The sequence below is a fragment of the Streptomyces sp. NBC_01426 genome (assembly GCF_036231985.1).
Taxonomy (GTDB): Bacteria; Actinomycetota; Actinomycetes; order Streptomycetales; family Streptomycetaceae; genus Streptomyces.
Genome location: NZ_CP109501.1, coordinates 19,825 through 36,233 on the forward strand (window position 1 = coordinate 19,825; position 16,409 = coordinate 36,233).

14 protein-coding genes and 3 pseudogenes are annotated in these 16,409 nt (G+C 69.2%); 9 read left to right on the forward strand and 8 right to left on the reverse strand.

What is annotated here, in order from left to right:
* The first annotated feature begins 437 nt into the window (after nucleotides 1-437).
* A complete protein-coding gene (locus OG906_RS34555; protein ID WP_329448240.1) occupies nucleotides 438-911 on the forward strand; it encodes a hypothetical protein in 474 nt (157 codons plus the stop codon).
* Nucleotides 912-1,566: 655 nt separating this feature from the next.
* On the opposite strand, the gene OG906_RS34560 is transcribed toward OG906_RS34555, so the two are convergent.
* Entirely contained in the window at nucleotides 1,567-1,845 is a 279-nt protein-coding gene (locus OG906_RS34560) for a hypothetical protein (protein ID WP_329448241.1), read from the reverse strand.
* Nucleotides 1,846-2,053: 208 nt separating this feature from the next.
* Here OG906_RS34560 and OG906_RS34565 point away from each other — a divergent pair, with 208 nt between their 5' ends.
* Together OG906_RS34565 and OG906_RS34570 are read left to right on the forward strand one after the other, a co-directional pair.
* Complete coding sequence (locus tag OG906_RS34565) at nucleotides 2,054-2,215, forward strand: hypothetical protein (protein WP_329448242.1); 162 nt, start codon at nucleotides 2,054-2,056, stop codon at nucleotides 2,213-2,215.
* Nucleotides 2,216-2,635: 420 nt separating this feature from the next.
* Nucleotides 2,636-2,890: pseudogene (locus OG906_RS34570) on the forward strand (hypothetical protein); the annotation flags it as partial.
* A 420-nt stretch (nucleotides 2,891-3,310) separates the two neighbouring features.
* On the opposite strand, the gene OG906_RS34575 reads toward OG906_RS34570, so the two are convergent.
* Nucleotides 3,311-3,514 (reverse strand): cold-shock protein, encoded by a 204-nt coding sequence (locus OG906_RS34575; protein WP_329448243.1) that lies wholly within the window; start codon nucleotides 3,512-3,514, stop codon nucleotides 3,311-3,313.
* Nucleotides 3,515-4,339: 825 nt separating this feature from the next.
* On the opposite strand from OG906_RS34575, the gene OG906_RS34580 reads away from it, so the two are divergent.
* Nucleotides 4,340-5,239 carry a hypothetical protein gene (locus OG906_RS34580; RefSeq protein ID WP_329448244.1) on the forward strand — a complete coding sequence of 300 codons (900 nt, stop codon included), beginning with the start codon at nucleotides 4,340-4,342 and terminating at the stop codon, nucleotides 5,237-5,239.
* Between the two features lie 475 nt (nucleotides 5,240-5,714).
* On the opposite strand, the gene OG906_RS34585 is transcribed toward OG906_RS34580, so the two are convergent.
* The 5 genes from OG906_RS34585 to OG906_RS34605 all read right to left on the reverse strand — a co-directional run bounded on the left by OG906_RS34585 (nucleotide 5,715) and on the right by OG906_RS34605 (nucleotide 10,531).
* On the reverse strand, nucleotides 5,715-5,918 hold the full coding sequence (locus tag OG906_RS34585; RefSeq protein WP_329448245.1) for a hypothetical protein: 204 nt from the start codon (nucleotides 5,916-5,918) through the stop codon (nucleotides 5,715-5,717).
* 528 nt (nucleotides 5,919-6,446) lie between these two features.
* On the reverse strand, nucleotides 6,447-6,785 hold the full coding sequence (locus tag OG906_RS34590; protein WP_329448246.1) for an STAS domain-containing protein: 339 nt from the start codon (nucleotides 6,783-6,785) through the stop codon (nucleotides 6,447-6,449).
* Nucleotides 6,782-8,056: a PP2C family protein-serine/threonine phosphatase gene (locus tag OG906_RS34595; protein ID WP_329448247.1), complete on the reverse strand. Its 1,275-nt coding sequence runs from the start codon at nucleotides 8,054-8,056 to the stop codon at nucleotides 6,782-6,784. The genes OG906_RS34590 and OG906_RS34595 overlap by 4 nt, the downstream gene beginning before the upstream one ends.
* Nucleotides 8,056-8,859: an alpha/beta fold hydrolase gene (locus OG906_RS34600; RefSeq protein WP_329448248.1), complete on the reverse strand. Its 804-nt coding sequence runs from the start codon at nucleotides 8,857-8,859 to the stop codon at nucleotides 8,056-8,058. Before OG906_RS34600 ends, OG906_RS34595 begins: the two co-directional genes overlap by 1 nt.
* Before the next feature lie 754 nt (nucleotides 8,860-9,613).
* Nucleotides 9,614-10,531, reverse strand: coding sequence for a DUF72 domain-containing protein (locus OG906_RS34605; protein WP_329448249.1), 918 nt, complete (start codon nucleotides 10,529-10,531; stop codon nucleotides 9,614-9,616).
* A 1,020-nt stretch (nucleotides 10,532-11,551) separates the two neighbouring features.
* Between OG906_RS34605 and OG906_RS34610 the strand changes: the two are divergent.
* From OG906_RS34610 to OG906_RS34630, 5 genes and pseudogenes are all read left to right on the forward strand, one after another.
* Nucleotides 11,552-11,764, forward strand: a pseudogene (locus tag OG906_RS34610) (plasmid stabilization protein); the annotation flags it as partial.
* Between the two features lie 177 nt (nucleotides 11,765-11,941).
* On the forward strand, nucleotides 11,942-12,556 hold the full coding sequence (locus tag OG906_RS34615; RefSeq protein ID WP_329448250.1) for a flavodoxin family protein: 615 nt from the start codon (nucleotides 11,942-11,944) through the stop codon (nucleotides 12,554-12,556).
* Between the two features lie 167 nt (nucleotides 12,557-12,723).
* Nucleotides 12,724-13,946 (forward strand): annotated as a pseudogene (locus OG906_RS34620) (cytochrome P450).
* Between the two features lie 310 nt (nucleotides 13,947-14,256).
* Nucleotides 14,257-14,463 (forward strand): hypothetical protein, encoded by a 207-nt coding sequence (locus OG906_RS34625; protein ID WP_329448251.1) that lies wholly within the window; start codon nucleotides 14,257-14,259, stop codon nucleotides 14,461-14,463.
* Nucleotides 14,464-14,573: 110 nt separating this feature from the next.
* Entirely contained in the window at nucleotides 14,574-15,530 is a 957-nt protein-coding gene (locus OG906_RS34630; protein ID WP_329448252.1) for a TIGR03557 family F420-dependent LLM class oxidoreductase, read from the forward strand.
* A 191-nt stretch (nucleotides 15,531-15,721) separates the two neighbouring features.
* Here the strand turns inward: OG906_RS34630 and OG906_RS34635 are convergent, their stop codons facing one another.
* The gene (locus tag OG906_RS34635; protein WP_329448253.1) at nucleotides 15,722-16,405 is read right to left on the reverse strand and encodes a DUF6766 family protein; all 684 of its coding nucleotides are present in this window, start codon (nucleotides 16,403-16,405) and stop codon (nucleotides 15,722-15,724) included.
* Nucleotides 16,406-16,409: the final 4 nt, after the last annotated feature.

The window sequence follows — 16,409 nt, forward strand, 5'->3', positions numbered from 1 at the left end:
TGTAGGGCTGGGCGCGGGGCTCGCCGCAGGGCTCCCAGCGGGGCTCGCCGTCGCAGCGGGGTACGCCGGGTGCGGCGGAGTGTTCGGGATGGGGGCGGTGGTCATCGGATCCTCGCGGTTCTCCGGCCGTCGCGGCCGGATCGGTGACAGGTCCGGCCCACACGCTGAGGTGCGCGTGGGCCGGGGCCACCGTGAAAGAGACCCCCTTGACCGCAGTCTGACGATCACCCACGCCAGGTGTCCGATTTCTCCTTGACTACCCCTGGACCGGGCGGGTTTGTCCGTGACCGGCACCACATGCGCGCTCCGGGCTTTCGGGGTCCTGCGGGGAGAGAGTTCTCCCTCCCGAGCGCGGCCGCTGTCCACAGGGCCACTCACTCAGGCTCCTGTTGAGGCCGCCACGATCAGCGGGGCGGCCCCGTATATGAGGAGCTCCCATGTCTGAGACCATCACCATGCCGCTCACCCCGATGACTCCCCACGCGGTGATGAGTGCCTTCAACTACCTCCGGGCCATGGAGGCCGACGACACCGAAGCCGCCGCCGAATTCATCGCTGACGAGCCGCGGATGCCCGCGCTGCTCATAGAGGTTGCGCACCACATCGTCATCCCGACGACCAACCTGCCCGACCGGGACGAGAAGGCGGTGCCGTGTGACAGCTCGTTCGCCCTGTTCGAGCTGGGGATCTGCTTCCTGGGCACCCTGCGGTCCTGGCACGAGCAGGCCGGCGCCGACGCGGCACCGGGCCTCGCCCTCGCAGTCATCCGTTTCACCACGCAGATCCTCACCCAGGACCACGAGGAAGTCGCCAACGTCCTGCAGCAGCTGAACGTCATCGCCTTCGGTCAGGCGCTGGCGGCGCACCCCGCACCGGCCGGAGTGCACCCGGTGCGCACCACCGCGATGTAGTGCGCACCGTCGATGTCGGTGGTGCGCGTACGGTGCGCACCACCGCCGGGCGGTGCGGTGCACGGTGCGCATCGAGTGGGCATCGGGTGCGCACCATCGCCGGGCGGGTGCACCCGATGCGTGCGTATCGCCGCACCGCACATCGTGCTGCCGCACCGCACCGAGTGCGGCAGCACGTGGCGACGGGCCCCATCACACACCCCCGTGACCGCGACCTGATCGGCGGCCGGGACCGGCTCTGTCCAGGGGAAACGCTCCGCTGGCGAACCCCTGTTCAAGGGGTCACCGGTCGGCCGCCCAGACCTGGTCAAGGGGTAGGCAGTCGTCCGGTGCGCACGATCCGGGAGTGCGCTTCGCGTGCGGAGCGGAACATCGGATGCCGGCATCGTTGTGCGCGCCGAGTGCCGAGCATCGTGGTGCGCACGGTGCGGTGCATCGGGTGCCGGGCATCGTCGGGAGTCGCACCAGGTGCGGGGTGGAACATCGTGGTGCGCACGGGAGTGGAGTCCACCGTCAGCCGGTGCGCGCCGGAGTGGAGTCCACCGAGTGGAGGCCACCCGGTAGACTCCACTAGATGCTCTGCATCGGATGCAGAGCATCGTCCACTGGATGGTGAACGTCGTGGATTCCACTCGGTGGACGATGCCCGGCATCGTCACCACAGCCAGGCAGTGGAGTGCCGCACCCGGGAAAGAGCGCGGGCATCACGGCGCGCGGCCGCGTTGCCGATCCGGCTCTGCCGGGAACAAGGCCGGCGCGACTGCCCGGCGGCGAGGCGGCGCTTCCCGGCATCCTGGAGCCGACGCCGCTGCTTGCGCAGCTCCACCTTCTCCGCCGCCTTCGACTTCAGCTTCCGGGGCCGCTTCCACACCGGCTGCCACCCCAGGTCCTCATCGAGCTCGGGCTCCTGGTCCTCGCCGAGCGCGGCGGCCATCTCCTTGTGGGCTGCGCGAGCTCGGGCGAGGGCGTCCTAGAGTCCCGGGATCTCCGGGTCCGGTGTGCGGCCTTGTTCACGTTCAGCGGTTCTGGCTCACCCTGCGGGACACGATCACCGAGCAAGGCTGGCCGCCGCTGATCTGGACAGGGCGGACGGCTACAAGTTCTGCTCGGACGCGGCCGAACTCCAGGCATACGAGGTCTCAGTGATCCGCGAGAGGCTCACCGAGATCCGCCGGTTCATCACCGGCGTGGTCGCCCCGCATGCCGTTCTGCATCCGAAAGGGCGGTGGATCAAGCACCTGAACACCCAGCTTGGTTCCGTCGAGTCCACGTTCGACGTGATCGCCGACTACATGGACGCCTGATCGTCGGGGACGGCCGCCGAAGGCGGCCGGCCCCGGCTTCGGCTGAGACGGAAGGGGGCTGGCCCGGCTGCTGAAGCAGGTCAGCCCGGGACGTCTTCATAGAGACGCTGGCGCAGTCGCAGAAGCACCCCGACATCCGCAACCCAGGCGAGGCGGGCCAGTAGGCCCCGGATCCCTCGATCGTCCCCGGCCCTGACCGCCGCGACTATCTCGTCGATGAGCAACGCACTGCCCTCGGGAACAGCCGGCGGCCGAGACGAGGCCCAACCATGGTCGCCTCGGCCGCCCAGCACTTCCGGATCCGTCCGCTCAGAAGACATCCCCACATTCAACGACCCCGGCGGCCAGAGGGCATCTCCCCGAACGGGGGAAAGCCGAGGCTCGCCAACCCCCGTCCGGATCAAGAAGGGAGAAGGCAGCATGGGCCGGCGGCGCTGCTACCCCTCGGACACCTGGGACGACGAGTGGGCCTTGATCAAACCCCTGCTGCCCACGCCGGCCTGCGAGACGAGGACAGGCGGGCGGCCGGAGAAGCCCCCGCGGCGCGAGATCGTGGACGCGATCCGGATGCTCCGGGCCGCGCAGGCGCAAGCGGACGAGGCAGGTGATATCGAGTGGCTGGTGTCGGTGGACTCCACCGTTGTCCGCGCGCACCAGCACGCGGTCGGGGCACGAGCCAAGCCACTGAGTCCTGCCGCCGTTAAGGATGAAGCGTATTGGCACGGGTTCTTTTCACTGTCTGCGACAGGATCCTGCTCGCAGCCGCCAGACGGCACGCGGTATGGCAAGCCGAGGATGGCGGCGCTCCGGGTGCCACGAGACCCCGGAGAACACGGACCGTGCCGAGGGAAGCCCGTGTGCGCTTCCGGGGGACTCGCCCGTCAACGACGTGAAAGAGAATCGTTTCTGCGCGGATGTCCAGGACACCATCACCGGACCGCCACCCGCTCGTTGACCGCGGACAGGGGAATGCACGCCCGTACCCGGCGCTCCGAGCAGCCGGGTGCGGGCCCGGCCCGCAGCCACGCAGCTGGGCCCCCGCGGGGGTCTGCCGGAAGAAGAGACGGCAGAGCCCGGCGGGTGGCGAGAACGCGGTCAGGCCGGGGTGATGTTCTCGGCCTGGGGGCCCTTCTGGCCCTGCCCGACGTCGAATGTCACCGTCTGGCCCTCCTGAAGCTCGCGGAAGCCCGAGGAGTTGATCGCCGAGTAGTGCGCGAAGACGTCCGGGCCGCCGCCGTCCTGGGCAATGAAGCCGAAGCCCTTCTCCGCGTTGAACCACTTCACAGTTCCCGTAGCCATATCCATGCCTTCCAGTCGAGTGAACGCCTCCCGCACCCTGCGAAAGACGGAGGTGATCGCCCTGGTCCCTGCGACACGGCACAGCAAAAAGCCCACACCGAGGCGTGGGCAAAGGGAACTTCCGAACCACGACAGCTGACGCAGACGCTACACGCCCCCACACACCGTCACCACAGGAACGACCCGCACACAGGCCCCACTACGCACGCGTGGTGGGGCGTCCGTATCCGGCGTCGATGCGCTGGGCCGCTTCGATAGGTGCGGAAACGGCGGGGCCGTCCGCGTCGCAGAATGCGGTCGCCATCCGACCGGCGTGGGAGGCAGGGGCGGTGGGCCGGTCGCTCGGCTCCCGTCGGGCTGTGGCACACGTCTCCTGGCACTGCGGGGCGGCGCTGCGAAAGGGCTTGGCTGCGCCGTGCTTCCGGTCTGACTATTCGGCAGACAAGCCAGCGCCAACGCTCATTGTCGGCCGGCGTCACCCGTATGACACACACCCTGACCAGCATCGGGAGCGTTTACGGCACATGACAACACCATATCTCCCCTTTCTCCCCGGCCAGGCCGTGGTGGAAGGGGAACGGGAAGGCCGCGCCGGCTCCGAGGCCACCCGGTCCACTCGCGTCGGGAAGTGGACTTTCACACCACGCTCAACCGACCCCGGCGAAACCCGCTACGCGACGCTGGGACACGAGAGTCTGGAAATCGATCTCCGGTACTCGTCCTCGATCCTTGAGGACTTCCTCTACACGATGAACGTCATCCAGGCCGAGATCAGCAGGCGGTTCGCTGCCGTGGCAGCCGCGACGGCCGTCGTCGCCTGCTCGGGTGGCAGCTCCCGTGTATGAGCCGTACGGGTACCCCGACATCCACGGCCAGCCGGCTCCCTCCGCCTTCTGGGGCCTGCCCCAGCAGGTTCAGCATCCCTCCCCCGGGCCATCACTCGGCGAACCCAGCCAGGCACATCAACCCTGGGATCCGGCGGAGGAACTCGCGATCCTCCTCCAGGAAGGCGCTACATACGGACAACCGGGGCCCTTCACCCCGAAGCCTTTCGACGGCAACGATGACACGGCCGCCACCCTCGGCTTCGTCGCGGGGCCGGAGCACAACCCCGACGTGCATCCGTCGACACAGGCCGCGGGCGGGCACCGCCGGCACCAGTCGAAGTCGCCGGTGATGACCCTGCTGCAGACGGGAAGCCTGTTCACCGCGACGCTGGTGGCCGTCATCGCCGCCGTGGTGAGCATCCTCAGCGGGCTGGCCATCTGCGACGCCCTGCGACACAGCGCCGCACCCCACACCGCCCGCGAAGTGGTCATCTGGTGGCCCCTGCTCATCTACGGCCCCTGGATGGTCGCCTCCCTGTCCATCCTCAGATCCGCCCTGCACCAGCGCCGCGCACTCCACTCCTGGTCCATCGTCCTGCTGTTCTCCACCCTGGCGACACTCCTGTGCGTGGCCCAGGCACCCAGAACCATCGCCGCGGCAGCGGCCTCCGCCCTTCCCGCCGTCGCCGCGCTCGCCTGCTTCCAACAGCTGGTCCGCCAGATCACCCTCACGCGACCGCCCCGCCAAGCCACCCCACGCCACCGAAACCCGACACCCCCCGCCCCCGCCCAGCTCAGACAACCAGCCGCCGGGCACAACCCGGTTACCCCCGCCGGCTACCCTCCGGCAGACAACAGGGCGACCCGCACGCCGTCCCACAGCCGACCCCTCGGGTAAGACACGCGCCCATCGCAAGCGGGAGGCAGCACCACTGAACCGATTCGACGCAACACCTGTCGGCCCGGGATAAGTCGCGGTCGCCACGACCGGCGAAGCCAAGGCCTCGCCTCCAGTCGGTTCTGATGGCTTTCAGCGGGTTCAGGAGCACGCCGGTGAGCAGCAGGCCGTCGACAGCGATCCGTTCCCGGGCCGACAACGCCCACCAGGCCGCCCGCACCCAGTCCGTCCACGCTCGAAAGCCCTGGTCTCACGTGAACATCTCCCTCGGTGGCCCCGAATCCGGCCCCAGGCCGGGACACTAGGCGAGCGGCACCTACCTCGGACCGATCGCAGCCGGGTGAACACCCGGGGCACCCTCAGGAATCGTTTCGAGAAGATGCTTGCCGAGACTGGGCTGCGCTACTCACGCCACCCGGCCCAGGCTCCCTGAATAGGTCGAAGACATGCTGCCCGAGCTCCAGGCGGCCGCGCATCACCGGTGCCCCGCGTCCGCGCAGCGCTTCATCAGGACCTGCATGTCGGTGACGAGGGTGCCGCGCAGAGGGCCGGTGGCTGTGTCGCGGCGGCGGGCGTAGTCCTGGCAGCGGTCGCAGTGCGGCGGCGGGTCCAGGAGGGGCGGCGGGAACAGCTTGAGGACCTCCACCGGTTCCGATCGGGGGTCGGTCGTCTCTTCCATCGGGGGCACCCTTTCGCCGTCGCTGCTCCTACCCGTGCCCTTACTGTCGGCCCGGTGAAACGGGCCGACAGGGCAGAAATGGGGGCAAGGATGAGCCCATGGACATCGGGGAGGTGATGGTCTATCACACCTCAGACGAGGCAGCCGCTCGCCCGACCGGCCCGGGCCGGGTCAGCCGGCTGCCGCAGCCGGCCCCCGCACCGGGGCACGTCCCCACCGTGACATCCAGACGCAGCCGCTCTCAACGCAACGAATGACGCCAGACCCCGCCCCGACGGTCAACCGTCGTGCGGACAGGACGCCGGGCGGCGCGGCTGCGAGGGTGGCCGTGGCACGACCCATTGCAGCAGTTCGTGGGCGGCCGGCATCTTTCTGGATCAGCCCGGCGCAGCGCGCGCTGGCAGCCCTGGCACAGGCGTTGCGGCTTCCCGGGGCCGCACTCGACCTGCTCATATGTGCTGTCGCCTCGCGGGAGCTGGTGGGTGGTCCTCGAAGGAGGGCTTGCAAGGCGAGAGCATAGGCCTGCAGTCATGCCCCGATGGCGGAGTCGGTGTCGGGGTGGAGAGGGAAGACCTGGTCCAGGCCGATGACGCGCAGGACGCGCAGGGTGTGGGCCGGGACCGCGGCGAGTGCAATGTCGGCTCCCGCCGAGTGGGCGTGGTTGCGGGCGGCGATCAGGGCGCTGATGCCGCTGGAGTCGCAGAACTCCATGCGTGCCAGGTCCAGGATGAGGCACTGGCCCCGTTCCAGGGGGAGGGTTGGGACGAGGTCGCGCAGGGCTGCGGAGGTGTCGAAGTCGAGTTCCCCGATGACTTCTACGACCCGGCCGTTCGGGGTGTCTCGGGCGGTGAGGTCCAGCGGGTTCATACCGGCTCTCCGGGGGCGGGGACGCCGAGCGCGAGGAGGGCGGTGTCGTCGTCGAGGCCGTCGCCGAAGCTGTCCAGCAGGCCGGTCACTGCTTCGATGACCGCCTGCGGGGAGCGGCCGGCGTGGTGGGTGGCGAAGGCGCGCAGGGCTTCGTCTCCGTACAGGTCGGTGCGGCTTTCGCCGGTGCGGGCTTCGGTGAGGCCGTCGGTGTAGAGCAGGAGGGTATCGCCCGGGGCCAAGGTGGTGGTGGCGGGGGTGAAGGGTGCGTTGGGCAGGATGCCGACGAGGAGGCCGCCGGAGGTGGGCAGGAAGTCGGCGGTGCCGTCGGCGCGCAGGACCAGGGCGGGCGGGTGGCCGCCCGAGGCGAGGTGGACGGTGACCTGCCCGGTTCCCGGATCTGTTTCGAGGGTGCCGAAGATGGCGGTGCAGTAGCGGGGGTCGCCGGCGCTGTAGCGCTCGTGAAGGACCCTGTTCAAGGTGGTGAGCGCGGAAACGGGGTCGGGGTCGTGGAGGGCTGCGGCCCGCAGGGTGTAGCGGGTCAGCGAGGTGACCGCGGCGGCTTGTGGGCCTTTGCCGCACACGTCGCCCAGGAAGAAGCCGAAGCGTTTTTCGTCGAGGGGGAAGACGTCGTAGAAGTCGCCGCCGAGCCGGTCGGGCGAGGCGGTGCGGTAGTGCGCGGCGCTCTGCATGCCGGGTATGGGCGGCAGGGTGTCGGGCAGCAGCGACGACTGGAGTGCGGCGAGGGCGTCCTGAAGGCGGGCGCGGTCGGCTTCCGCCTGCCGGTGTGCTTCCTCGGCTTTTTTGCGGGCCCGTAGGAGTTCCTCTTCGTAGGCGCGGCGGTCGCGGGCATCGAAGAGGCTGGTGCGGATCAGCAGCGGCTCACCCGTGGCCCCGTGCTTGACCGCGGAGGAGACCAGCACCGGCATGCGGCCGCCGCCGGCCTGTCTGATCTCCAGGGCGACGCCGCCGATCTCGCCCTGCATGCGCAGCAGCGGCGCGAAGTGCGTCTCGTGGTACAGCCTGCCCCCCACGGTCAACAGGTCGGTGAACCGCAGCCGGCCCACCACCGCCTCCCGGTCCAGGCCCAGCCAGTCCAGCAGCGTCGTGTTGATCTTCGCGATGGTGCCGTCCATCAGCGTGGACAGATACCCGCACGGCGCGCACTCGTACAGCTCCTCCGCACTGTCCTCCAGCAGCGCGGCGAACGCCGCAACCGAGGTCTTCTCCTCGCCGGCGTCGTGCGGGTCTCTGTGCTGACCGGCGGGGCTCATCACCGCAGGCCTGCCAGGAAGCCGGTGATCGCCTGGTTGGTGGCTTGGGGTGCGGACATGTGCGGGCAGTGCCCGATGGCGTCCAGGGTGATCAGTGTCGAGCCGGGGATCGTCTGGTGGACGAAGGCGCCGACCTCGCGCGGGGCGATGGCGTCCTGGGTGCACTCCAGCACCAGCGTCGGCACGCTCACCTTCTTGAGGTCCTCCCGCGAGTCCGACAGGAACGTGGTGCGGGCGAACACGCGTGCCATGTCCGGGTCGGTGGCGCAGAAGCTGTTGGTCAGCTCCTGCCCGAGTTCGGGCCGCTCCGCGTTTCCCATGATCACCGGCGCCATCGCCGCCGACCAGCCCAGATAGTTCGACTCCAGCGAATCGAGCAGCTCCTCGATGTCCTCGGCGGAGAATCCGCCCCGGTAGTCCTCGTCGTCGATGTACCGGGGGGAGGGCGCCACCATCACCAGCGCCCCGATCCGCTCCGGAGCCATCCGGGCGGCCAGCACACCGATCATCGAGGAGACCGAATGCCCCACGAACACCGCGCCTCGGAGGTCAAGCACGTCGCAAACGTCCACCACGTCCTGGGCGTAACCGGCAAGGGATGCGTAGCGGGTCTCGGAGAACGCGGAAAGATCGGAACGGCCCGAGCCGACATAGTCGAACAGAACCACCCGGTAGTCCTTGACCAAGGCGGGGAGTGTGAGGCGCCACATGTTCTGGTCACAGCCGAACCCGTGCGCGAGAACCACCGTCGGGCCGTGGGGATTGCCGGTCACCGTGACATTGTTCCTGCGCTGGATATCCATACCCGGCAGTCTCTCAGGCTCCGCTCACCACTCCTGCAACCCCCCGGATCACCCCACACACCCCACCCCACGCCTCCACACGCAGCCCGTACACGCGTCCCCCTCCCCAGGGGCGGCTGCCGTATACAGGCCGTCCTGCGGCATCCCCCTTCCCGGTCGACGGGCTTGCCCAGGCCCTCTGAGGCTTGCCCAGTGCCAGCGCGCCCACGCGCGGCACACCCGGCGGGCGTGGCCGGCTCCCCGCCGAACCGGGGCACGCCCTGCTCGCGTCCAGGCGCCGAGGCACGTACCGGACCGCGTGCCGGTAGACGCCGCCCTGGTCGATGGATCGGCGCTGATCCCGCGACAAGGTCCCGCTCAACGAGCGTTGGTGCGGCGTGAGTTCAGCTCAAACTTGCCCTCGGGTGACAACCCACCTGCCTTGACGTCAACTCTCGAACAAGTTATCCCGATCCCGGTGGTGGAACAGTAAGGCGAGATCGCCCCGCAGGCCGAATGCTCGTTTCCACTCGCTCTGGCCGCCGTCGCCTGCGTGACGCGCACGGCCACCTGTTCTGCCTCTACTCCCCGGCGCCTGACCGCATGCCGTCTGGAAGGGGTTGTCCGATGACGTGGCTCACGGCCGGCAACAATCCGGACGCTTCAGCCGTTCCGCCGCCCTCGATCACGCCGCGCAGGCCGGTTCGGAGGCGCCGGCGGAGTCGAGTTCGCGCGGCAGGCCGGCGAGCCGCTCGTTGGTGTCGTACCGGAACCCTCATGCGCGGCGCTGCCAGCCGGGCCCTCGCAGCGTGCAGGATGGATCAGTCTCGAGCGCGTTCCGCATCGCTTCCGCTGCCCGTACGGACGCATCGGCGCAGCAGTTGTTGAACAGAACGTGCACGACGCCGGCTCGCCGTGACATTTCCCGCACGCGTGACACCCAAGGCGCTAGTTCGGCCTCCGTGTATGCGTGACGGTAGCTCTCTTCCTTGCTCCCGGGAGCGGTGGAGCCCCACGATGTACTGCGCCCGTGGAAGCGGACGACGGCCAGGTACGGCGTGGTGACCGCCGCTATCGGAGGGATGGATGCGGGCAATCCCTGGACCGTGTCGACGGCGACGGCCGCCATTCCTCGCGAGCCAAGGAACCGGGCGGTCGCCGCTTGCCGCTCAGTACTCCACCATTCTGGGTGGCGGAACTCCACGGCCACTGGCCAGCCTTCTGCCCGACGGGTGCACTCCTCGACCAGCTGCTCGCCCCGCGGCCCGGGAGCGAGCCACGGCGGGAACTGGAACAGCAGGGCGCCCAGCCGCCCACTCGTACGCAGGGGCTCGAGTGCGCTGCTGAAGCGCAGCCACACCTCCCTGAGCAACCCGGAATCGGCTCGTACGCGACTGGGGTCGCCCGGTTGCCTCAAGTCTGTGGGAAGGGCTGCGGTCCGTGTCGGATGGCCCGTGAGCAGTGAGAACGCCTTGACGTCGAATCGGAAGCCCGGCGGTGTCCGTTGGGCCCACAGCGTGCTGTTGCGCCGACTCGGCATCCCGTAGTAGGTGGAGTCAACCTCCACGATCGGGAACCGGGTGGCGTAGTGCCGCAGCCGGCCCTCCGCGTCACGTCGGCCGGCGGGGTACCAGCCGCTGGCCATGAGCGCCGGATCCGTCCATGAACATGTGCCCACCAGAATGTCAGCCATAGGAGGGCGTGTACCCGCCCGCGTTTGCCACCAACTTCCCTGGCGGTAACCGCTGTCGCGCAGGCGGAGCCGAGGGAGCGTGTTCTCTTCCCCTCACTCGGCGAGGAGCTCGCGTGCGGCTCTCAGCGCGGAGCGGGGTGCCCCTCACTTGGACGCACTACGTGTTTGCCCGGCCGGGCAGTGATGGCCGTAGGTGGCTTCCGCTGCATCGGGGCCTGCGGGACGGACGTGGCCCCGGGGCAGGGCACGTGCTGCGCGTGTCGCCCTCGTGCCAGGAGTGGTGCGTCAACCGCAGGCCTTCGAGTACGCAAACGGAACATCGTTGAAGCTGCCTCAGGTGAGATCGGGGACGAAGAGCAGATAGTCCTTGGTGGGCGCTGAAGACAACACCGCGTAACTTCCCTCCGGAAGTTCGTTCCACACTCCAGGCAAGCTGCCCAACGGTTCGGGTCAAGGCGCAGCGGCTGCTGGGCGCCCTGCGTACGAGCCGCCCGACCCGGCACGCGGCGCCCCTGTGGCGCCTGGCCCGGGCGGATGCGTAACCCGGATCGTGGTGAACCGGGCGGGTTTGGTGGTCTCGCGGCGGCGGATCTTGGCCCACCGCGCGCGGCCGGCACGTAACGCTGCGACAGGTCGCCTGCCACCGTTGAACCACGGCGTCATGGGGTCAGACCTCGGACGGAGCCGGGCCGATGGCAGCGGCCGCGCCTCCCCCGAACCGGGGCACGCCCTGCGTCGTAACGTCCAGGGGCAGCCGCGTTCAGTGGAACGTACAGCGGTAGATCCCGCCTCAGCCGATGGCTGTGTCGGCGCTGATGTCCGCGACCGACACGCTACGGACAAGGACCGCGTGCAGGGTGTCGAGGGGTCTCCGCATCAAAGGGCAACCCCCCTGCGGTCCACGGACGCCCCGGAGCGGTGACGGCAGGTTGTCCCCGACTGCACATCCCGGCATGGGCCTACTGCGCAGTGTTGCGACCACCGCCGTGGCTCCGATTCGTCACCGGCACGACCACGTGCACCGTGAACAAGGAACGCGCTCGCTCCGGGGAGAGCAGGACCGCAGGCCGGAATTCCACCCTGGGCAAGTCCGCCTCGCAGCGCGGAGGCGACAAGTCCCGCGCTACCGGCGGTTCGTCCGAACGCACCGAGGACGACCTGTACCAGGAGGCTCGGAAGCGGGGCATCGAGGGTCGCTCCACGATGACCAAGCAGCAGCTCAAGAACGCGCTCGGTCACCGAGCGGCAACCTCCAGCCCATGCTCGTACCGACGGTGGAGCCGTCGGTGGGGTGCCATCTTCCCTGACATGAGCTCGGCCCGGGGGCGTACGCACCAACCCCCGCCCCGAAAGTGATCAATTCACAGCCGATCTGATATCGGGCTCGAAGGGCGGGGTAGCCGGGCGTACATGAACAACACACCTCTGCGGGCCGTCGCGCTCGTCTGCACCCTGTCCCCGTCCCCGAAGCCGTCCAGTTCACAACTCCTGGCCGAGCAGACCATGTCCGCGCTCGCCGAGCACGGCGTCACCGGAAAGACGATCCGGATCGCGGATCACGACGTGAAGCCCGGCGTGGAAACCGACATGGGTGACGGAGATGCCTGGCCGGAGATCCGGCAGGCCGTCCTGGCCGCGGACATCCTGATCCTGTCCACTCCGATCTGGCTCGGTCACGCCTCCAGCATCGCCCAGCGAGTCCTGGAGCGACTGGATGCGGAGATCTCCGAGACCGACGACGAGGGCAGCATGCTCACCTACGGCAAGGTCGCCGCCGTCTGCGTGGTCGGCAACGAGGACGGTGTCCACAAGGTCAGCGCAGACCTTTTCCAGGGCCTGAACGACGTCGGTTTCTCCCTCGCCCCGAACGCGGTCACCTACTGGGTCGGTGAAGCCATGCAGGGCACCGACTACCAAGACCTCGACAAGACCCCCGAGGAGACCGCCGGCACCACCAAGACTCTCGCCGCCAACACCGCCCACCTCGCCCGGCAGCTCAAGGTCGCCCCCTACTCGCCGGCCTAGGCAGACCGCCGCAGGACAGGAGGCCGGCGGCGGCCGGGCTCCCCGGTGCCCGCCGCCGCTCTCCTCGGCTTCGCCGCTCGACTGTTCATGAGAGTGGCTTCCGGGGCAGCCCGGCTGGTGGCGAACGGGGGGCGTGTGCCCCGCAGCACGCAGGGTACCCGCCTGCTATGCCCCCCTTCAGTGACAGCACGCTCAGTCTCCTGACCCGCGGCTACGCCTGGCTGCCGAACCGGATGCGCACCTCCACGGACGGCACCGTCCGGACCCGCCTGCTGGGACGTCCCACGATCGCTCTGCGCGGCCCGGAGGCCGTCGGCTTCTTCTACGACGAACGCCACGTTCTGCGGGCCGCCGCCCTCCCCGACCCTGTTCTCGACACCCTCTTCGGCCAGGGCGCCGTGCTCACGCTCGACGGCGATGCGCATCGGGTCCGCAAAACGATGTTCATCGCCCTCCTCAAAGAGGAGGCGGGGATCGCGGCGCTCGGTGACCATGTCGGCCGGTGCTGGCGCGAGGCGGTGGCCGGATGGAAGCAGGACCGGGTGGTGCTCTTCGACGAGACGGGCCAAGTCCTCGCCCGGGCCGTCTGCGACTGGGTCGGTCTCCACCTGTCCGACGCTGAGAGTGCGGAGATGGCACGCGACTGCACGGCCATGGTCGACGGCTTCGCCACGCCCGGTCCCCGACACCTTCGTGCCCGCCGGGCCCGTGCCCGCCAGGAGCAGGCCCTCGCCGCCGTCATCACCGAGATCCGCGAGAAGCCCGGGTCCGACCCCGAGCCGTCCGCTCTGGAGGCGGTGGCCCGACACCGGGAGGTGGACGGCAACCTGCTGGACGCCCACACCGCCGCCGTGGAACTCCTGAACATCATCCGGCCCACCGTCGCCATCGCCTGGTTCGCCACGTTCGCGGCCCACGCCCTGCACCGCTGGCCACGACACCGCGAACTCCTGCGGGCGGACCCCGAGACGGCCTATGCCCGGGCGTTCGCCCACGAAGTACGCCGCTTCTACCCCTTCGCCCCCTTCGTCGGCGGGCTCGCCGCGGACGACTTGACCTGGCAGGGCGAGGACATCCCGAAGGACTCTCTGGTCCTTCTCGACCTTTACGGGCAGAACCACGACCCCGCGCTGTGGGAGCATCCCTACCGCTTCGACCCGCACCGCTTCACCGGCGCCGATCGCCTGCCCCACAACCTGGTCCCGCAGGGGGCGGCGATCCGGCTCGGGGGCACCGCTGCCCCGGAGAGGACATCACCGTCGCGGCGCTCGCCACCCTGATCACTGAGCTGGCCCGGCTCGACTACAAGGTCCCCGACCAGGACTTGACGATCCCTCTGTCCCGTATGCCGACGGCCCCCCGCAGCGGCTTCGTGCTCAGCTGCCGGTGACACCGCTGCGGTGGCGTTCGGCGACGAGCTGCACACAGTGCGGCCTCCGAGCCGTACGAGGAGGTGTCCCCCAGGCGGCGTGGCAGCGGCGGCCGGGCTGGGAACTGAGCGACGCGTCCATGAGACCGCGGCCTGCGAGGCACTCCCTGTCCAGGCCGCCGGTCAGTTGAAGTTGCCCCTGCGGGCCTGCGGGCCTGACATCGAAAGAGCTGCGACAGGGGCAAACTCGGCACTTACGGGCAGGAGCCGCTGGACACGGATTCAGCCGAGCGGCGAGAGGGTGGACATGGCAGGCAAGGACACAGAGGACATGAGCCAAGCAACACGCCGGAAGACGGCGCTCATCATCGACCAACTGACCGGCACGCCCGGCGAAGCCACCAACGGGGTACCGCCGACGCGCGCCGCCCTGACACAGCTGATGCTTCGCCGCGGTGTCCCACTCCTCGCGGTTACCACGCTTGCGGCCCTGATGTGGCGTACCAGCAAACAGATCCGGTGCCGGACGGCCCGGTAGGACCACCTCTTCAGACCCACTCGGCACGCCGGCCGCGGGGTTTGGCACGTGGCACCCGCAGCACGCGCCGACGGGAGCCACTTTTCCACGTTCCTGGAGGCACGAGATCCATGACTTCGTTCGGTTACTTCCTGTCCTGCGAGGAATTCACCCCCGCCCAGCTCCTGGACCAGGCACGCAAAGCCTCCGATGCCGGGTTCTCCCGGCTGGCCATCTCCGACCACTTCCACCCCTGGAACGACGAGCAGGGCAGCAGCCCGCTGGTCTGGTCGATGATCGGGGCCCTGTCCCAGATTGTGGACCTGCCAGTGACCACCCTGGTGACCTGCCCCACCATGCGTCTGCACCCGGCCGTCACCGCCCAGGCCGCAGCCACATCGAGCGAACTGTTGGACGGCCGGTTCGCCCTCGGCGTGGGTACCGGCGAAGCGCTCAATGAGCACATCCTCGGGGACCGGTGGCCCTCGTTCGACGAGCGCGCCGACATGCTGGAGGAAGCCGTCGAGGTGATGAGGAAGCTCTTCACCGGCCGCCAAGTCAGCCACCGCGGCACGCACTACAGGGTGGACAACGCCCGCCTGTACACCCCTCCGCGCGGACGTCTCCCCGTTCACGTCTCCGGCTTCGGCCCGAAAGCGGCGGAGCTCGCTGGCCGCATCGGCGACGGGTTCATCACCATGGGTCCCGATCAGGAGGCCATCGGCCGCTTCCGGGACGCGGGCGGCGAGGGGAAGCCGGTGATCGGGGGCCTGAAGGTGTGCTGGGACGATGACCGGGAGAAGGCCGTCGAGACCGTGCATCGGCTTTGGCCCAACGAGCAGTTGCCGGGCGAGCTGGCCCAGATCCTTCCGACCCCGACCCATTTCGAACAGGCGAGCCAGCTCGTCACCCGTGAGCAGGTGTCCGCCAATGTGCCGTGCGGGGATGACATCGAGGAGCACGTGACGGCCGTTCGCGCCTACCTGGACGCGGGCTTCGACGAGGTGTACATCGGCCAGATCGGCCCCGGCCAGGACGCCTTCTTCACCGCCTGCCACGACAAGCTCCTGCCCGCTCTCCGCGCATGAGACCACCCCTTCCCGCCATCCCAAACCCGGCCACCGGGGCATGCCGGCGAGGCCCCGCACGATGCCGGCGCACCGAGGCCGGCCCCTCCCGCAGGGGGACGGGCCGGGCAGGGCTCGGCAGCTTCGGTCACCCGCGAGCTCTCCCTGTGCCCAGCCACCGGTGTGCCCAGCCGCCGGACCGGTCGCCGGGTTCACCCTTCGATGCCGGTGGAGGTGTGGGCCGCGCCGACGGGCTTGGATTCGGGTGATCCGCGCTGGCGCAGGTACACCGCGAGGATCGCCATGGAGGCGACCGCGAGGAGTTCGGACTGCCAGTTCTGCAGGGTGCGGTTCCAGAACTCCGCCGAGGTCACATAGGTCAGCCAGCCCACCGGGTCCTGCAGTTCGCGCAGGTGTTCTTCGTTGAAGGCGATGCGCCCGGTGACGGATTGGGCAAGCCACGACAGGATGAAGATCAGGAACATCACGATGCCGAGGGAGTGCGAGTAGAGGCTGCGGCGCATGCCTTGCGCGGAAGCTGATTTCGGCGAGTCCCGGGTGGCCCAGACGCCCACCTTCTGCTCGCGGTCGGTTTCTGTGCCGGCCTTGTCGAGCGGCTTGGACTCCGGGGAACCCCGTTGCAGCAGCCAGACGGTTCCGACGATGTAGAGGAAGAACTGGAGGAACTCCGACTGCCAGTTCTCCGTGACGTCGACCATGAAGTCCGAGGTGAACAGGTAGTCGGGGAACGACAGGGGCTGCAAGCTCTGCGCCGTCAGAACGCTGTTCAGTTCGGCGTGGCCGGCGACCGACTGGCCGGCGAGGGTGAGGAGGAAGCCGGTGCCGAAGGCGAGCGTGAGCCCGTTCTCGTGGACGAACCCCTTGAAGCCGCTCACCGTT